This window comes from Streptomyces sp. AM6-12 (assembly GCF_044327085.1).
Classification (GTDB): Bacteria; Actinomycetota; Actinomycetes; order Streptomycetales; family Streptomycetaceae; genus Streptomyces.
In genome coordinates this window covers 246,515-265,249 of sequence record NZ_JBIQWN010000001.1, presented here as the reverse complement: position 1 = coordinate 265,249, position 18,735 = coordinate 246,515, and the positions used below count along the sequence as shown (strand labels likewise).

Here is an 18,735-nt window from a genome sequence, read left to right as displayed (position 1 = left end):
CATCTGTGCACGGGGGATTGCAGATGGTTCCGTCGTCATGCCCTCACCCGTGCCTGGAAAGGAATTCGGGTGACTCCTCGTATGCGCAGGATGCTTCCCGTCGCGGGGGCTGCTGCCGTTCTGGCGCTGGTGGGCACACCGATGCTCGCGTCCGCCGACCCGCAGCCGACAGGGGGAACGACGGGAGCCACGCCACCGTCCGCGGTGGAGGACTACGCCTATCCGAACGCGGATCAGATCCAGCGCGACCAGGGCATCAAGCTGATCAAGGGTGACGGGCACATCACCTTCGCCACGTGCGACGACTCCGCCCAGCAGATCAAGGTCCTCACCGTGCAGGGGCAGAGCGGCAATCCGCAGGGCGCGTACTGCTTCACGGCGAACGCGAAGTCGGGGTACCTCACCCTGGAACTGGGGCGGGTGTTCGCTCTGGAAACGGCCGACCACCCGATCAGCGCGGACCTGAGGCCGCAGGCGGACCCTTCGGCACCCGCCAAGACGGTGACCGTGGACAAGAACGGCTACCAGAGCGTGGGCGAGGGCGCGGCCGGGGGTGCACCGTCCGTGCTCCTGGAACTGCGGGTCACCGGCTGACCCGGTCCACCCGCCTGCCCTCCCTCCGCTTTCGCACCACAGCAAGGAACTTCGCATGTCTGGTTTTCGTCCGCGTGCCGCGTGGACCGGCGGCCTGATCGCCGCCACTTCGCTGGCCGTGTCCCTGACCGCCGCGCCCGCCCCCGCCGTGTCCGGCCCGGTCGCCCCTGACACGGTCTCGGCCGCCACCGCCCGGCTCGACGTCGGCGGCCGGCGCGGCTGTTCGGCCACGCTGGTGGCCCCGCAGTGGCTGCTGACCGCCGCGAGCTGCTTCACCGACGCCCCAGGTGGCACGCTCGCGTCCGGCGCGCCGAAGCTGAAGACGACCGCCACCCTCGGCGGCAGCACCCAGCAGGTGGTGAGCCTGGTACCGCGCACGGATCGCGACGTGGTCATGGCCCAACTCGCCAAGCCTGTCACCGGTGTCACTCCCGTCCGGGTGGCGGCCGCCGCGCCCGCCACCGGGGACGAGGTCCAGGCCGCGGGGTTCGGACGCACGCATGACGAGTGGGTGCCCGGCCAGGTCCACGCGGCCGCTTTCACCGTCCAGAGCACCGCCGCCACCACCCTCGACCTGGCCGGCAAGTCGGACGGCGCCGCCATCTGCAAGGGCGACACCGGCGGTCCGGTGCTGAGCACCACCGGGACGGTCGTGGGCGTCAGCAGCCTGTCCTGGCAAGGCGGTTGCCTCGGCACCGATGCGACCGAGACCCGCACCGGCGCGGTGGCCGCCCGCGTCGACGACCTGTCCTCCTGGGTCCAGCAGGTCGCCTACGCCCCCGTCTTCGCGGCCGCCCCGTGGAAGCACGCGGTGCAGATCACGGCCGGCTACTACGCGGGTGATTCCGCGGGCGGCACCCGCCACATGGACCTGATCGTCGTCTGGGACGACGGCGAGGTCACCCTCTACCAGGGCGGTTACGGCAACGACCCCGCCCGGCCCTTCGCCGCGGAGCACCAACTACAGCCCGAGAAGAGCATCTGGACCCACGCCGTCGACGTGGCCAGCACCAACACCGGCGGCCACACCGACGGGGTCGTGGTGCGCTGGACCGACGGCGAGATGACCCTCTACACATCCGTCGACGCGAAGGGCTTCCACGGCGAGAAGCAGCTCGCCCCGCCGAACACCGCCGCCTGGAAGGACGACGCCCAGCAGCTGACCGGCGGCCGCTTCACCGCGAAGGGCCTCCGCGACGACCTCCTGGTCACCTGGAAGGACGGTCATGTCTCCGTCTTCAGCGACCTGGCGGCCAACGGGCTGAAGAAGCAGACCCAGACCGTCGCCAAGAACACCACCTGGCCCTACGCCGAGAAACTCGCCACCGGCTCCTTCACCGGCAAGGACACCGACGACCTGCTGGTGCGCTGGATCGACGGTGAGACCACCGTCTACCCCGGCATGACCGGCAAGGCCCTGCCCGGCGAGATCAAGGTCCGGCCCGCCAAGTCGAACTGGACCAACACGGCCGCGCTCACCGCCGGCGCCTTCACCACCGGCACTACCGCCGACGACATCCTCGTCCGCTGGAACGACGGCCACGTCAGCCTCTTCACCGGCGTCGACGCCAAGGGCCTGCACGACGAAATCCAGCTCGCACCCGCCGGCTGACACACCGGCACGGTCCTTCCGGGGCGGCTCGCGCAGGACCGCGCGAGCCGCCCCGAGGCACCGCGCTGCCCAGGAGCCGGCGACGTGTCCCCGGCGGCACGGACACGCGGTGCACCCCCCAACCGAAAGAACGAATCGAGTCCGCAGTGACACATCTACGACGCCCACGGCGCGTGGTAGCGGGGGCTCAGCGCGTGATCCGCGTGCTGTGCCTGTGCCTGCTGCCCAGTGCGCTCGTGCTGGGCCTGCTGGGGCCCGCGCCCACCCCGGCCAGAGCCGACGCAGCCACCCCCGCGGACACCGGTATCTCCGGTGCGCTTCCGGACACCGACCGCGCCAAGGTGGTACGCCTGTGGGAGACGGGCGGACCCGGCGTGCGGGCCGCCGCCGAGGTCGCTCTCGTCGGCAGTGACGACGACGTCAAGAACTTCCTCTCCCAGGCCCCCGACATCGCCGTCCAGGACGAGCGGGTGGCCGTCGCCCAGTTCGCCAGTGTGGGCGGTCTGAGTCTCCAGGACGCCGCCCGCAAGGCGCTCGACGGGACACCGGACGACCTGAAGGTGTTCCTGAAGGACGGCTGGAAGGCACCGCTGGAGCAGGACCAGCGGGTCCGCGTCGCGCAGATCATCGACGCGGGCGGCCCGGAAGTGCAGAAGGCGGGCCGCGCCGCGCTCAACGGCACCGCCGAGGACATCAAGAAGTTTCTCGCCAACGACCAGTACAACGACCGGGAACAGGACGAGCGGGTCGAGGTCGCCCAGATCATCTCGGCCGGCGGACCGAACGTCCAGGCGGCCGGCCGTATCGCCATCAACGGCACCCCGGACGACATCCACGAGTTCCTCCAGGTCGGCCAGTACGTCTCCCGTGCTCACGACCAGGAGCACGCCACGATCGCGCAGCTCGCCGACCAGGCGGCCAAGGCGGGCAAACTGGCCGGGCAGCAGACCCAGGCCGCCAAGGACGCCTCCGCCCGGGCGGTGACCGCGGCGAAGCTGGCGAAGGCGGCGGCGCAGAAGGCCGCGGCCGAGACCGAGGCCGCGCGCAAGGACACCCAGCACGCGGCTGCCGCCGCCGCCCGCGCCGCGAGCGCCGCCAAGCAGGCCGCGACCGCCGCGCAGACGGCGATCGACGCGGCCAACGCCGCCACCAACGCGGCGCGGGTCGCCGCCAACGCCGCATCAGCCGCCGCCGCTGCCGCTGACGGTGCCGCCAACGCCGCCGCCCAGGCCCGGAACGCCGCCGCGAACGCGGCCGTCGACGCCGGCCAGGCAGGCGCCGCACGCAAGGCGGCCGAGCAGGCCCGGAACGCCGCCGCGGGAGCTCACGCCGCTGCCCAGGCCGCCGACTCCGCCCACACCGCCGCCGCCCAGGCCGCGGACGCGGCGAAGGCGGCAAGCGGCGCCGGCAGTGACGCCACCGATGCCGCGAACGCGGCCGACCAGGCCAACACACTGGCCGACGAGGCCGGTGCCCACTCCGCCGACGCCGCGAACGCCGCGGCCAGCGCGCACCGGCACGCCCGGGAGGCCAGCCGTGCCGCCGGCGCCGCCGAATCGCTGGCCCAGGAGGCCGCCACCGATGCCGGTGAGGCGCGTGACGCGGCGAACGACGCGGCCACGCGCGCGGAGAACGCGGCCAAGGCGGCAGACGACGCCGCCGCCCACGCCGGTCAGGCGGCAACCGCCGCCAAGCAGTCCGCCGCGCACGCCAAGGAGGCCAAGACGGCCGCCGACGCCGCCAGCGCCGCGGTCGCCAAGGCCCAGAAGGTTCACGACCTCGCGGTCCGCATCGACACCGAGCAGCTGACGGCGCGTACCAACGAGGCCATCGACCGGGCCCAGGACCTCAAGGCACAGGAGGACCAGCGAACCGCGGCCCAGCAGGCGGCCACGCAGCAGGCCAAGGACCTCAAGGCCACGGCGGCCAAGCTCGCCGACCAGGCGTCCCAGCCCGGCGCGGATGCCGCTCAGATCGCCCCCGAAGCGCGCAAGGTGGCCCTGGCGACGGCGAAGACCGGTCGCCCGTGGAGCCAGTCGGCCGCGCTCGTGGCCCTGGCCGGCTCCGACACGGACGTGACCGACTACATCCGCACCGGCCGCCAGGACGCGAGCGTCCAGGACGACCGCCAGGACGTCGAACACCTCGCGGAAGCCGCCGGATCGGCCGACGTCCGCGCCGCGGCAGCCAAGGCCCTCGAAGGCGACGGCGCCACGGTGAGCGCGTTCCTCGACAGCGGCCAGTACGACGCCATGAAGCAGGACATGCGCCTGTACATCGCCCGGACCATCGCCGCCGCCGGTCCGATCGAACAGCAGGCCGGCCGCACCGCGCTGAACACCGACACCACGGACGCGCTGCGCCGGTTCATCACCGCCGACGACGACCAGGCGCGCACCCAGGACGAACGCGTCCGCGCCGCCCAGCTCGCCGACCCCAAGAACAGCGGCAACGGCCCACAGGTCAAGGCCGCGGCGCGGATCGCCCTGGAGGGGCCCTCCGACCTCCTCCACCTCTTCATCACCGTCGGCCAGTACAAGGCGCAGCGTCAGGACCAGCTCGGCGCCACCCACGAATCCCAGGTCCAGCAGCTCATCGCACAGGCCGCGGGCGTGGCCGCCACCGCGCAGAAGAACGCGGCGGAGGCGGGCAAGGCGGCAGCCGACGCCGCCAAGGCCAAGGACGAAGCCGCCGGTTACGCGAAGCAGGCCGCACAGTCGGCCGCGGATGCGAAGAAGTACGCCACGCAAGCCGACGGGTTCGCCATGCAGGCCGAGCACTCCGCCAAGGACGCCGCCGCCTCGGCCGCCACCGCCCGCAAGGCCCAGCAGGACGCCGAGAACGCGGCCGCAGCGGCCGTCACCTCAGCGGCGCGGGCCCAGTACTCGGCCACCGCCGCGCGCGGCTCCGCCGACTCGGCCCGTACGGCGGCCCAGCAGGCCCGTGCCTCCGCCCTCGCCGCGGGCAAGGACGCGAACGCCGCGGCGGGCGCCGCGACGGAGGCGTTCCGGACGGCAGTCAAAAAGCAGCAACAGGAAATCGCCAAGTGGCAGCAGCTCCAGGACAAATGGCATAAGGAGCAATCCGACCAGCAGGACGACGGCAGCTGGGTGCCCGACTGGTTGAAGGACACCGCCAACACGATCGGTGACTACGGCCAGGCGATTCTCGGTAATTCGGACGTCTGGGCAGGTCTGTTCGAGACAGGTGCCGGCATCTTCGGTGTCGGGTCGGGCGCCTCGATCGACGTCGCGGGCGGCGGCCTGTGCCTGACCGTCATCGGCTGCCTCGAGGGAGCACCGGCGATCGTCGCCGGTACCGGAATAGCGGGCGCGGGGATCTACGGCATCACCGACGGCATCGGCAGGTTCAGCAACGGCCTGGGCCAGGCACTGCGCGAGGCCGAGTCGAACGGCGGCGGCGGTTCGCTCAGCTCCGACAAATACTGGCCCAATGGCAAGGCGTCCGACGTCTGCGGGATCGGGGGCAGCAGCGGTTGCGAACAAGTGGCGGAATCCATTCAGCAGGACATCGGCGGAAGCCGCATGCGCGTCACGGACCGCTACGGAGCCCCGACTCTCGGCAAGTACCGTGAACAGGACTCCTTCTGGGGTCACCACGACGTCGTGGTCAAGGACGGCCGTGTATACGATGCCTGGACAGGGCCGGAAGGTGAGTCGCTGGACGAATACCGAGGAAAATTCGAATACGGCGACGACCTGATGTTCACTCCGCTCGACTAGAAAGGACGGACGGTGGACTTCCCCACCCGTCTCGGAGACGTCCGCAGAAGGCCCGGTGCTTACGGGCTCGACGGCTCGTACCTGAACTATGTGGCCTTCATCAACGGAGGCGACGCCGCGACAGACGGCGCACTTCTCCGGGGTTTCCGCCCCTGGCTCGCGGAGAAACTCGGGCACGGCACGAACCTCGTCTGGTGGGCGCTGGTGCAGAAGCTGCACGCTGCCGAAACCGGCGTCCCGAGCGATGCCCCGCTCGCCGACGAGGCTCTGTGCGACCGCTTGTTCAGCCTCCTGAGCGAGTACTTCGCCGACGGCGCCCCCTGAGAAAGGCGCCGCCACGTCGACACTCCCGGTCCGGCCCGCCACCAACCCGGTGGCGGGCCGGACCGGGGTGGGTGCCGGGATCAGCTGTTGTTCAAGCGTTCCGCCATGTAAGGGTTGCACGCGGAGGACTGGATACCGTTGGCGGAGACCCAGTATCCGGGCGGGGTGGGTGAGTCGGCGCAGGCGATGATGCCGTTGTAGGCCACGTTCAGGCGGCCGCCCAGGTACTGGCCGCAACTGCTGATCTGGAAGTTCGCGGTGATCACGTAGTTGGCCGGGATCGGCGAGTTACCGCAGAACGTCATGCCGTCGGAGGCGGTGTTCAGCCGGGCACCGAGGTAGATGCCGCAGGCCGCGTTCTGGTAGCTGGAAGTGATCACGTAGTTGGCCGGGATGGGCGAGTTGTCGCAGACAGCGATGCCGTTGCTCGCGACGTTGACCGTCTCGCCGTACCACTGCGAGCACGCGTTGTCGGGTCCCTCACTGGTGATCACGTAGCCGTTAGGCAGCGATCCATTGGAGTTCCCGCAGATCCGCAGGCCGTTGGTGACCGTGTTGATCCGGCCGGTCTGGTACTGGCTGCAGTTATTGGTGCTGTAGATCGAGGTGACCGCGTAGCCGGTCGGGACCGGGCCGTTCAGGCAGACGGCGAGTCCGTTGGACGGGGGCTGGATGGTCTCGGTCAGGTAGCCGCCGGTACAACTCCCGGTGAGCGACTCCGAGGTGATCACGTAGCCCGGCGGCACCGAGACGTTGCCGCATATGGTGGCGGCCTGGGCGGTACCGGAGAAGAAGAGGACGCCGCCCGCGACCAGGGTGAGCGCGGATAACAGGCGGACCAGCCACGCGGTGGCGGAGGTGAGGGGTCTTGGAGAGGCCATGTGCTTCGCTTCCGATCGGGTGACAAGACTGTCGAAAGATTAGGGGTCGCGCCCGGTGCGCGGCCACGGTTGGGCCGCGAAAACAGCCGCCGGGCGCCCCTCGCGCCGACGGATGACATGCGCCACGGTGTTCCGCTTCGCGGGCTCATTCCACGAGGACACGGCAGGAGTACCGATGCCGTTCACGCAGACCCCCTCGGGGCCGGTCCACTGGGTCGCGGAGGGGCACGGAACTCCGCCGACGACGTCGCCGCCGTCCTCACCGACCAGCGGCTCGATTCCGCACACGTCCTGGGGTTCTCCATGGGCGGTCCGGTGGCGCAGGCATTCGCGCCCAGGCACCCGGCCAACGAGACCGTCGTGATCGCCGGGGGCGAGGACCGGCTCGCTCCGGTGGGGGACGTCGAGGTCCTCGTCCGCTCGATGCCTACGGCGACCCTCCGAGTTCTGCCAGGCACGGGGCATTTGCCGAACGTCGAGGACCCCGGGACCTTTCTCGGTAGCGTGCGTGCGCACCTTCTCGCCGATCCTCACATCGGCGGCTGAGCAGCCACCCGACGTCTCCCGCCGCGTCCGTCTCCGCCTGCGCGGCGTGCGGCATGGGGCCCGCGGACAGGTGGCCGGTCTCAGCTCTGGGCGTCTCCCGGCTCCGGCAGGGGCGGCAGGCGGGTGTCGTAGAGCCAGGAGCGCAGCAGGGGTTCCACCACGTTCGGCATGGCCCGGCCCGCGTGGGCGACGAAGGCGGCCGTGTCGGCGCTCCGGCCGCGGTGGGCGTCGTGCCAGCCGCGCAGCATCGAGAAGAAGCGGACGTCGCCCATCGTCAGGCGCAGCGCGTGCAGGGTGCACGCGCCCCGGTCGTACACCTGGTCGTCGAAGATGCGGTCGGGGCCGGGCTCGGCGATCCGCAGGCCCTTGCCCCGCTGCGCGAGGGTGCGCCAGGTCGCGCGGGCGATGGTGTCCGCGGAGTCCTCGCCGAGGGACTCCGACCACAGCCATTCGCCGTAGGTGGCGAAACCCTCGTTGAGCCAGATGTCGCGCCAGTCGCGCAGGCTGACGCTGTTGCCGTACCACTGGTGGACCAGTTCGTGGGCGACCAGCGTCTCCCAGGTGCGCTCGCCGTCGATGTGGTTGCGGCCGAAGACGGACGCCGTCTGGTTCTCCACCGGCTGGTCCAGGTCGGCGTCCACGACGACCGCGCCATAGGTTTCGAAGGGATACGGACCGAACCAGCGGGTGAACGCCTCGAACATGGCGGGCTGCCGGCCGAGGTCGTGCCGGGCCCGGCGGGAGAGACGGGCCGGGTAGGCGTCGCGGCCGGTGATCCGGCGGCCGGTCGAGCTGTCCCGCGCCTCCCAGGTGCCGTGGGTGAAGCGGCCGGTGTACAGCGCGGCGAGATACGGAGCCATGGGCCCGGCGTGGTGGTACGTCCAGCACTCGGTGGCCCCCGTGCAACGCCGCCCCACGAGCGTGCCGTTGGCGAGCGCCTGATGACCACGCGGCACCGTCACCCGGAAGACGTACTCGGCCTTGTCGTCCGGGCGGTCGTTGCACGGGAACCATGACGGGGCGCCGAGCGGCTGCGCGGCCACCAGCGTCCCGCCGTGCGCGTCACCGGTGAGGTCCCAGCCGATCTCCCCGAACGGCGTGCGCACCGGGCCGGGGCGCCCGCCGTAAGTGATCTCCATGGTGAACGGCGTGCCCACCGCCAGCGGGTGCCGCACGGGCAGGACCAGCTTGCCGCGCCGCCGGCCGGGACGGACCGCGGCCCCGTCGACGCGGGCACCGTGCACCGTCAGCCGTGCCAGGTCCAACTCCACCTGGCGCAAAGGCCGGTTGGCCACCGCCCGGATCCGTGCCCTGCCCCGGAGCACGCCGGCGGCCGGCTCGTACGCCAGGCTCAGGTCGTAGGAGAGGGTGCGGTGGTCGTACGTCCCATGAGCGGGGAAGTAGCGTTCGGCCTGCCTCCGCCCCTGGTCCTCGGCCGTCGCCGTCAGCGGCACCAGGGCCGCCCCGCGGATCACCGCCCGCCGGCTGCACCGGGTCATGCCGCCTCACCTCCGGCCAGCGGCACGGGGGTTGCCGGCGTGGGGACACCGGCGATCGGGTTGCCGGCCCAGCGGGTGCCGTCGGGCACCGTCTCACCGCGCATCACGAGCGAGGAAGCGGCGATGGACGCGCCGGTGCCGACGGTGGCGCCGGGCAGGACGATGCTGTGCGGTCCCAGTGAGGCGCCGGCCGCCAGGTGCACGGTGTCCATGCGCATGACCCGGTCGTGGAAGAGGTGGGTCTGCAGGACGCACCCGCGATTGACGCTGACCCCGTCGCCCAGGCGGATCAGGTCGGTCTCCGGCAGCCAGTACGTCTCGCACCACACTCCGCGCCCGATGCGCGCGCCGAGGCTGCGCAGCCACCAGTTCAGTACGGGCGTTCCCAGGTGCGCCCCCATCCCCCACGGCACGGCCAGCACCTCCACGAACGTGTCGAACAACTCGTTGCGCCACACGAACGGCGACCACAGCGGACGCTCGCACGGCCGGAAGCGGCCGACGAGGATCCATTTGGCACCGGTCGTGGTCAGACACGCCAGCCCGGAGGCGGCCAGCAGCAGGGGAGCGCCCAGGAGCGCCACCAGCGGCAGCCCGCCGACGTCCAGGGCCGCCTGCTCCGTGAGCAGCACACCCTCCGCCAGCAGCGTGCCGAGGATCACCGGCAGCAGACGGCACAGCTCCACGGCCGCGCGGGCCGCCACCAGCCGCCGGGGCGGCGCGAACGTCCGTCCCGGATCGGCGGCTTCGGCCACGCGCGGCAACGGCATCGCCGGCCGCCCGATCCACGACATTCCGGGACTGCCCTGCGCCGGGGCATCGGACAGGACACCTACGAGGCCGTGGTCGGGGACATCGTGGCCGGGACCGACGATCCCCGAGTTGCCGACGAACGCCCGCGTGCCGATGCGCACGGGCCCCAGCCGCATCCATCCGGCGCGCAGTTCGAACGGCGCGACGAGCGTGTCGTCGGCCAGGAACGCCCCGTCGTCCACCCGCAGCAGAGAGGGCAGAGGCAGCACGGTGGAGATCTCGGTGCCGCGGCCGACCCGTGCGCCGAGCAGCCGCAGCCAGTGCGGTGTGGCGAGGCTCGCGTACAAGGGGAACAGGCTTCCGCGGGCGCCGTCGAGGATGCGCGTCACCAGCCACACCCGCCATGCCACTCCACCGTCCGCGCGGTGCAGACCGGGCGTGATCGAGCGGTTCAGCAGCCGCACGACGACAACCGTGACGGCCATCCCGCACACCGTGGTCGTCACCGCGAACAGCGGTGCGGCGGCGAGCAGTCGCAGCGCGGCGCCGGACAGCGTCGGGGCGTGGCGGACCAGCAGCCAGGTGGCGAACAGCGCCGGCGCCGCCGCCAGCAGGGACAGCAGCGGCAGTACGGTGAGGGAGAGCCCGTAGGCCAGGTGCCAGCGGCGCCGGCGGTCCTGCGGCGGCGCGGGCCATCCGGCGCCGGCGATGCGTTCGGCGGGCCTGGCCGGCCGGGCCGGGGAGCCGGTCCACACGTGACCGTCCGGGACACGGCTGTCCAGGCAGCTCCCGGCGGTCAGCTCCGCCCCGCGTCCCACGACCGCGTCGGGCAGCAAGGTGCTGCGGTGGCCCACCCGTGCGTGCGCGCCCACGGAGATCCGGCCGATGTGCAGCGTGTCACCGTCGAGCCACCAGCCCGCGATGTCCGCCTCCGGCTCGATGCTGCATCCGTCGCCCAGGTCGGCCAGCCCCGTCACCGGGGGCATGGCGTGCAACCGCACGTCCCGCCCGGTCCGGCAGCCGAGAAGCCGGGAGTACCACGCGGCCCACGGGGTGCCCAGCAGGGAGGGCACGCCGAACGCCGCCACCGCCCGTTCCGCGCTCCACAGCCGCAGATGCACCGCTCCGCCGCGCGGATGGGCGCCCGGTGTCACGGAGCCCGCCAGCGCGCGGGCCAGGCCGGCCCCGATCAGGCAGCGCAGCGGCGCGCTGAACAGTACGACCCAGCCCACGAGGACCAGCCACCACGCCGTGTGCGGAGCCCACGCGTGCGGCGCGATCCAGCCGCACACGTTGTCCGCCACCGCCAGGCCGACCAACGCCCGGAGCCCGGTGAGACAGTAACCGGCCATGGAGACGAAGAACTGCACGACAGCGGTCCGCCGGGGTACCGGCCGGGCGGGCTGTACGGCCTCCGTCGGGCTCGCGAGGGAGTCGAGGTGGTCGGCCATGCTGTGCAGCACCGAGTGCCGGTAGAGGTCCGCGACGGACAGCCCCGGGTACTCCTCGCGCAGCATCGACGCCATCCGGGCCGCGGTCAGGCTGGTGCCGCCGAGTTCCACGAAGTCGCTGTCGGGCCCCGGCCGCAGACCGAGCAACTGCTCCCATACGTCCGCCAGCCGGGCGGCGGTCCCGCGCAACGGGTGCGCCGTCTCCCCGGCGCCCGCGCCGCCGACCAGCGGTACCGGCCAGGGCAGGGCCTTGCGGTCGACCTTCCCCGAGGCGCGCGTGGGCAGGTCGGCCACCTCGGCCAGCAGCGGCACCAGCGCGGCGGGCAGCCGCTCGCTCAGCAGGGCCCTGGCCTCGTCGGCCTGGAAGGCGGCCTGCCCCGCGTGGGCCGGCTCCGTCAGGACGTAACCCACCAGCACCTGGGTACCGGCCGGTGTCGACCGCACCGCCGCGGCCGCCCCGCGCACGCCGGGCAGGGCGAGCAGAGCCGCGTCGATCTCGCCGAGTTCGATGCGCCGCCCGCCGAGCTTGACCTGGTCGTCGACGCGGCCGAGGAACACCAGTCCCTCGGGGTCGGCGCGCACCAGATCGCCCGAGCGGTAGGCGCGCGGCGAGGAAAGCGCCGGGCACGGCCGGAATCGCTCCGCGTCCTTGGCGGAGTCGAGGTAGCGCGCGGTTCCGGCGCCGGCGATGACCAGTTCGCCCTGCTCCCCGTGGGCGACCGGCTCCCCGGCCTCGTCGACCACGGCCAGCTCCCAGCCGGTCAGCGGCAGCCCGATACGGACCGGTCGGCCGGGCTCCAGACGGGCGGCGCAGGCGACGACGGTCGTCTCGGTGGGCCCGTAGGTGTTCCACATCTCCCGCCCGGGAGCCGCGAACCGGTCGACGAGGCCGGGAGGGCAGGCCTCGCCGCCCAGGATGAGAAGCCGTACCCGGCGCAATGCCTCTTCGGGCCACATGGCCAGCAGGGTCGGGACGGTGGACACGACGGTGATGTCACGCTCGTCGAGCCAGCCTCCCAGCTCATGGCCGGCCCGCACCAGGGAGCGTTCGGCCGGCACCAGGCAGGCGCCCGAGCGCCAGGCCAGCCACATCTCCTCGCAGGAGGCGTCGAAGGCGACGGACAGCCCCGCGAGGACGCGGTCGCCAGGGCCCAGCGGACGGCCGCGCAGGAACAGGTCCGCCTCGGCGTCGACGAAGGCGGCCGCGGAACGATGGGTGACGGCCACGCCCTTCGGCGCGCCGGTCGAACCGGACGTGAAGATGATCCACGCGTCGTCGCCTGGCGCGGGTGTCGAGCGCTCCGCCGCGCTCCCCGCCGGCGGCGACAGCTCCGCGGGCTGCGGGTACGGCCCCAGCACGCGGCACACGCCGGCCTCGCGGAACACGGTGGCGGCACGCTCCTCGGGATCGTCGGCGTCGACCGGCACGTAGGCCGCTCCGCAGTACAGGACCGCGAGGATCGACAGGTACAGCTCCGCGGTACCCGAAGGAACGCGGACTCCCACCCGGTCTCCAGGGCCGACGCCCTGCGCGGAGAGCCGGCGTGCACGGCGTCCGGCCTCGGCGCACAGCTCACGGTAGGTCAGCACCTCGGTGCCCGTGTCAAGGGCCGGTGCGTCGGGGTGTCTGGCGGCGGTGGACTCGAGGACGGCGATGAGGGTGCGGGGCGAGGCGGCTGCTCCGGAGCGGAACAGGGCCTTGCGGCCGACCGGTTCGCGGGAAGGATGAGGCGCATCGAGTGCGGACGAAGACAATGTCGTGCCTCTGGTGTTCGGCCCCGACGGGCGTTGGTTCGTTTGTACAGACCGTCAGACGCGCTCCTTCCATGCGGCGGTTCGTCAATCCGTCGCAATTTATTCGGGACCGACTCATGGTGTGAAATTGATGAAGTGCAGACCTGATCGGGGGGAATTCGAGTGGGTGGGATATGCCGCCTGAAAATCCGGCAAGGACACGGCGTGAGAACGGTTCGACTTCTCTGGCGGAATTCTTTCCGTGATCCGCAACTGATGCCGGCACCGTTATGGTGAAGTGCTTGCCCGTCCAGAGCGCGAGGAGACGGCATGACACCTTGCCCGGAGTGCGATGCCCCGATGGAACCACGATCCTGCGACGAGCTGTTCCACGCCTTGCTCGCGCTGGACCATTCGCGTCAGGCACCGTGGGGGCCGCTGCACGCTGTATCGGTCTCCTGCTTCCTGCTCCAGCACCCCAGTCGGCTTCCCGCCGACCACGGCGCGATGGCGCGGACGCTCCTGCGCGCGTACCTGGAGGGCGGCCTCGACGAAGTGAACCGGCTCGTCGCTCATGCTCGTCGTGGCAACTCCCATCGTGTGCAGGGCGATCGCGCACGTGCGGTCCGGGACGCGGCCGTGCCGCACCGGGACGCGCCCCGATCCTGTTTCTCCGTCACGATCCAGGACGTCGCCGTCGATGGGACATTTCCAGCCGCGCAGTTCACGCGACGCGTCAAGGCTTGGGCCGCCGCGGCGGTCGACGCGTCGGGCGGGAACACGTGACCGGGAAGACCGTGGCCGTCGGGGAACGGGCCCCGCGGCCTCCATAGTTGTGCGACCTGGACGCGCGTCGCGTCGTTTCCCGAACACCCCTGCGCCGAAGGCCCGTTCGTCGCCCTCGGTGGCACAGTCGGCGCGTGTGTCACTGCCCGACCGCACCCGCGGCGCCGCGTGAGGCGCCGGACGCGTCCGTGGCGGTCCGCCGCCGGTCACGGTAGGCGCCGGGCGGCACGCCCTCCCAGCGCCTGAAGGCGCGAACGAGGGCCGACGCGTCGCTGAGACCGGCCAGCCGGGCGACCCGGTCCAGGGGGAGATCCGTGGTCTCCAGCAGGTGCCGTGTCCGGCTGTGCCGAGCGCGGTCGAGCAGAACCCGCCACGACGTACCCTCCGCGTGCAACGCGCGGCGCAACGCCCGTGGGCTCACAGCGAGTTCCCGCGCCGGTGCGGTGACCCCCACACCCTGGAGCGGCGTGCGGCTCAGCCACTGTTCCACCCGCATGGACACGGACGTGGCGGCCGGAGAGAGCCGGTGCAGCAGGCGCTCGGCGTAAGCACGGTGGACCGCGTTGAGTGCCGGGTCGTGCAGCGGCCTGCGCCGGCCGAGATCCTCGTTGCTGACCGTGATGGCGTTGACGGGTGCGTCGAAGCTGACGGTGCAGCCGAGGACATGGGTGTAGCGCTCCACCAGCCCGGCGCGGGCATGGCTGAAGGAGACGGCCAAGGGCGCCCACGCGTCCCCGGCGATCCAGCGGGCGGCCCGGACCATCCCGGTGACGACGGCCTCGACCTGCTGGGGGTACATCTCACCGGGGCCGACATCGGGCCGGTAGCACAGTCGGCTGACATCACGGTGGCGGTGCAGCGTGACGGTGCCGGCCTGGCTGACCAGCGGATGATAACGCTGGGCCGCGTCCGCGGCGTCGGCGAGGCTCGCGCTGGTGAGGACGATGTGGCCGAGGATGTGGAGGTTGTCCGGCTTGAGGCCGTCGCCCACCAGCAGCCCGGTGTGCGGGTCGGCACCATGGGCACCGAGCACGGTGTCCCAGACGGCACGCATCTCCGGGTACCGCAGGCGGTCCGTGGGCGAGTTCCAGGCCACCGGCGCGTCGGTGCCCTCCTCGGTGGCCCGTAGGACCGCGAGCGCGTAGCTCGCGGTGACGGTGGCCGGTGTGGTGTCGGACATGCCTGTCAGTGAAGGCGGAGGGCGCCCGGCCGTCAATCGGCGGCAGCCGGGCCGCTCCCGGAGCCCGGTCGCGGAAGCCAACGAACCGGCCACCAGGGTGAATGACACAGGACCGGAGCCGCCCGTAGCGTCGCTCTGGCCGCCGTTCGTGGCGTCGGTCGGACAAGGGGGCCCAACGACCGCCGTCGGCGCGAGCACACCGGGGCCCGTCACGCGTCGGACGAACGGTGGGACGAGGCGATGCGGGTCCATCCGACGGGACGCCGGTGCGCCCGACGCGACGCCGGGCCGGCCGGTCGGATCGCGGCCGGTGCGGCCCGGACACCCGCGCGCTGTCTGCGGACGCGACGGTACGCGAACGGCGCGCGTGGGCGTCCGTTCGGCGTCGGCCCATGGGCGGAGGCCGTTCGCCATTGCGTCGTCACGCCCCCCGCCACCGCCGCCGTCAGGAGTGCTCCGTGATCCTCTTTCTGCTTCCCTCGTGCGACTACGACCCGACCGAGGTCGCGGTGCCCTGGGCGGCATTGCGACAGGCCGGTGCCGAGGTACGGTTCGCGACGCCGAACGGCCGCATGGCACCCGCCGACCGCAGACTCACCGACCTGGGGTTCTCCTGGCTGTCGCCCTGGCTGATGACCCGTTCCGCGGAACTCGCCGCCTACCGGCGGCTCACCGAGGACCCGTGGTTCCAGGCGCCCATGTCGTACGCGGATGTCGAACCCGGTGGACTGACGGGGCTGTTCGTGCCCGGCGGCCATGCCCCGGGCATGCGGACGCTGCTCGAAAACCGCACAGCCCAGGAGCTGTTCTCCAAGGCCCTCGCGCGGGGGCTGCCGGTGGGGGCGGTGTGCCACGGAGTGCTGCTGGCGGCGCGCGCCGTGGACCCCGCGACCGGACGCTCGGTGCTGTACGGACGACGGACGACCGCCCTGACCTCTCTGCTGGAACTGACGGGCTGGAACCTCACCCGGATCTGGCTGGGCCGTTACTACCGGACGTACCGCACCACGGTCCAGGAGGAGGTGACCGCCGCCCTCGCCGACCCGGCGGACTTCCTCTCCGGACCCCGGCTGCCGGTCCGGGACACCGCCCGGAACCCCGGACGCGGCTTCACGGTGCGGGACGGCAACTACGTGTCCGCCCGCTGGCCCGGCGACTGCCACCGACTGGCCGCGGACTACGTGGCCCTGGTCCGAGCCCACCGCGCCGGCGAGCCCCCCGCGCCCGCCCCGCACGGCTGAGTACCGCTCCCCGTGGCGGCCGGGTACCGAGCGGTCGGGCTTCCCGTACCGGCTGGGCGGGCCCCTCCTCTCCAGACCAGCACCGACGCTGACCGACATGGCCTGCGGGCGAGTTGCGCGGACGACGGGTCCACGCAGCGCGCGGGCGGAAGGAAGAGACACATGAACACACGCGCCAGGGCGGCGAAGCGAAGTCTGGCCGTCATCGGCACGACCGCCGTCGCGGGAGCCCTCACGCTCGGCTCCGCCACGGCCCCGGCGGTCGCGGAGCCCCGGACGGCGGGCGCGTCCACCCCGCCGGTCACGGCTCCGGCCGCGCCCGCACCCGGAGCCGTCGCGCTCGACTCGTGGATGGAACAGCTGGGGGACACGGTCGGCGACCGGCCGCTGAACCAGATCGTCATGCCGGGCAGCCACGACGCCGGAACCGCCGGGATCACCAAGGACAGCGGCATGTGCGACGCCGGTGACACGGTCGGCACCGCACGCAAGTGGCCCGCGCTGGCGGCCAGCATGTCGCGCACCCAGAGCGGTTCGCTCGTGGACCAGCTGGAGGCCGGCTCACGGTACCTGGACCTGCGTCTGTGCAAGCAGGGGGACCGGTGGTACAGCTACCACGGCGGCCCACTGGGCCGGCAGTTCTTCGACGCCCCGGACGGCCGGGGCGGGGTCGTCCCCGGCCAGGCACGCGAGCTGGCCGAGTGGATCAGGACGCACCCCAGGGAGATCGTCATCCTGCGGGTGACGACCACCGGCCCGGCCGCGACCCGCCAGGAGGACAGCCGGGCCGCCATCACCCGACTGGGAGACCTGGTGGGCGGAGGCCCTGGCCGTCCGGCCATCGCGGACGGCTCACTGGCGCCCACGTCGACCTACGACCAGTACATGGCGGCGGGCAAGCACGTGGTCATCGTCGACGACACGGGCAGCACGGCCTACCCGTGGGCCTGGCACCAGCCCGACGTGCAGGACTACCGGGGGAGTTACGTAGGGGTCAGCAGCGCGTGGCAGGACATCCTGAAGGCCGCGCTCGACCCCCGGCTGTCGCAGAAGACCTTCGACTCGGTGCTCCGGCGTGGTGACGAGGTGCTGGGCCGGGCCCCCGGCCCAGCGGCGGACAGGTTCTTCGTCCAGCAGGCCATGATCGACCCCACGGACTCCATCCCCGACGCCGCCATCACCCAGATCCTGGCGGCGCTCAAGCTCACTTCGGCATGGAAGGCCGAGAACTTCCTGCTGAGCCTGGAGGACGAGCTGAACCGGCAGTTGCTGGCGAAACTGCGCGACTCCTGGAACAACACCAACGTCACCGACAACATGAACATCGTCATGACCGACGATGTGAACCAGAACCGCAACGGTGTCGGCCCTGGCGACCTCCAGCGCGAGATCATCGCCAAGAACCTCCCGCAGACGATCACTTCGCACACCTTCTACGACACCACCCGCCAGGCCGACGGAACCTGGACCGCGCCGGACGCGCTCTCCGGTGCCGGGAACGCCTTCCGCTACGTCGGCAGCCGGCAGGCCGTCGCCGGTATGCCCGACGGCAGCGTCCAGGTGCTCGGCATCGGTCTGGACGGCAACGTGTGGCACAACGTGCGCGGGGCCGACGGCCGTTGGCAGGGCTGGAACGCACTGGCTGCCCCGGACAACGAACACGTCGGCTTCGCGGCCCGGGACATCGCCATCACGGGCATGCCGGACGGCAGCTCCCAGGTCGTGGCGGTCGGCAAGGACGGCTTCGTCTACCACAACAGCCGTCACACGGACGGGAGTTGGCAGGGTTGGGCGGCCATGGCGGGGGGAGACGACGGCAAGGTGAAGGCCACCAGGGTCGCCGCCGCCGGCATGCCGGACGGATCCACCCAGGTCATCGTCTACGGCGGTGACGGATCGATGCGTCTGGACACCCGTGCCGCCGACGGGAGTTGGAGCGGCTGGTCGACCGTACCGGGCGTCGGAGCGCCGGACTTCGCCGGGTCGTCCCTCTCCATCGCCGCACTGCCCGACGGCTCCAGCCAACTCGCCGCGGTCGGCCTGGACGGCGATGTCTGGCACACCGTCCACCGGGCCGACGGCACCTGGACGGGCTGGGGCCGTCCAGCCGGCCCCCAGGGCGGCGCCATGCGGGCCACCGCGGTCTCCCTCACGGGGATGCCCGACGGCGACAGCCAGGTGGCGGCCGTCGGAGCCGACGGAACGGTGTACCACGCCCTCCGCCACCGCGACGGCGACTGGACGCCGTTCCAGCCGGTGCGCGGCATCCGGGGCGCGACGTCCTTCGCCGGTGACCAGGTCGGCATCGCCGGTCTTCCCGACGGCTCCAGCCGGCTCCTGCTCACCACCCGCTGAGAGCGACTCCCTCGCGAACGGCCCACCGTATGCGCC

Annotated in this window: 11 protein-coding genes; 7 read left to right on the top strand and 4 right to left on the bottom strand. The window is 72.2% G+C overall.

Annotation, left to right across the window (positions count from 1 at the left end):
- Positions 1 to 69: 69 nt before the first annotated feature.
- The 4 genes from ACE4Q9_RS01275 to ACE4Q9_RS01260 all read left to right on the top strand — a co-directional run bounded on the left by ACE4Q9_RS01275 (position 70) and on the right by ACE4Q9_RS01260 (position 6,273).
- A complete protein-coding gene (locus tag ACE4Q9_RS01275) occupies positions 70 to 594 on the top strand; it encodes a hypothetical protein (protein WP_397982315.1) in 525 nt (174 codons plus the stop codon).
- 55 nt (positions 595 to 649) lie between these two features.
- Positions 650 to 2,206: a trypsin-like serine protease gene (locus ACE4Q9_RS01270; protein ID WP_397982314.1), complete on the top strand. Its 1,557-nt coding sequence runs from the start codon at positions 650 to 652 to the stop codon at positions 2,204 to 2,206.
- Between the two features lie 194 nt (positions 2,207 to 2,400).
- The gene (locus ACE4Q9_RS01265; RefSeq protein ID WP_397982313.1) at positions 2,401 to 5,949 is read left to right on the top strand and encodes an ALF repeat-containing protein; all 3,549 of its coding nucleotides are present in this window, start codon (positions 2,401 to 2,403) and stop codon (positions 5,947 to 5,949) included.
- 12 nt (positions 5,950 to 5,961) lie between these two features.
- Positions 5,962 to 6,273, top strand: coding sequence for a hypothetical protein (locus ACE4Q9_RS01260; RefSeq protein WP_397982312.1), 312 nt, complete (start codon positions 5,962 to 5,964; stop codon positions 6,271 to 6,273).
- An 80-nt stretch (positions 6,274 to 6,353) separates the two neighbouring features.
- On the opposite strand, the gene ACE4Q9_RS01255 is transcribed toward ACE4Q9_RS01260, so the two are convergent.
- The 3 genes from ACE4Q9_RS01255 to ACE4Q9_RS01245 form a co-directional block, all read right to left on the bottom strand.
- Positions 6,354 to 7,154 carry a hypothetical protein gene (locus tag ACE4Q9_RS01255; RefSeq protein WP_397982311.1) on the bottom strand — a complete coding sequence of 267 codons (801 nt, stop codon included), beginning with the start codon at positions 7,152 to 7,154 and terminating at the stop codon, positions 6,354 to 6,356.
- A gap of 626 nt (positions 7,155 to 7,780) precedes the next feature.
- A complete protein-coding gene (locus ACE4Q9_RS01250; RefSeq protein ID WP_397982310.1) occupies positions 7,781 to 9,199 on the bottom strand; it encodes a M1 family metallopeptidase in 1,419 nt (472 codons plus the stop codon).
- Positions 9,196 to 13,158: a Pls/PosA family non-ribosomal peptide synthetase gene (locus tag ACE4Q9_RS01245; protein WP_397982309.1), complete on the bottom strand. Its 3,963-nt coding sequence runs from the start codon at positions 13,156 to 13,158 to the stop codon at positions 9,196 to 9,198. Before ACE4Q9_RS01245 ends, ACE4Q9_RS01250 begins: the two co-directional genes overlap by 4 nt.
- A gap of 309 nt (positions 13,159 to 13,467) precedes the next feature.
- Here ACE4Q9_RS01245 and ACE4Q9_RS01240 point away from each other — a divergent pair, with 309 nt between their 5' ends.
- Positions 13,468 to 13,923 (top strand): DUF5946 family protein, encoded by a 456-nt coding sequence (locus ACE4Q9_RS01240; protein ID WP_397982308.1) that lies wholly within the window; start codon positions 13,468 to 13,470, stop codon positions 13,921 to 13,923.
- A gap of 139 nt (positions 13,924 to 14,062) precedes the next feature.
- On the opposite strand, the gene ACE4Q9_RS01235 is transcribed toward ACE4Q9_RS01240, so the two are convergent.
- Positions 14,063 to 15,103, bottom strand: coding sequence for an AraC family transcriptional regulator ligand-binding domain-containing protein (locus ACE4Q9_RS01235; protein ID WP_397982307.1), 1,041 nt, complete (start codon positions 15,101 to 15,103; stop codon positions 14,063 to 14,065).
- 458 nt (positions 15,104 to 15,561) lie between these two features.
- On the opposite strand from ACE4Q9_RS01235, the gene ACE4Q9_RS01230 reads away from it, so the two are divergent.
- The gene (locus ACE4Q9_RS01230; protein WP_397982306.1) at positions 15,562 to 16,344 is read left to right on the top strand and encodes a type 1 glutamine amidotransferase domain-containing protein; all 783 of its coding nucleotides are present in this window, start codon (positions 15,562 to 15,564) and stop codon (positions 16,342 to 16,344) included.
- 162 nt (positions 16,345 to 16,506) lie between these two features.
- Positions 16,507 to 18,699: a hypothetical protein gene (locus ACE4Q9_RS01225; RefSeq protein ID WP_397982305.1), complete on the top strand. Its 2,193-nt coding sequence runs from the start codon at positions 16,507 to 16,509 to the stop codon at positions 18,697 to 18,699.
- Positions 18,700 to 18,735: the final 36 nt, after the last annotated feature.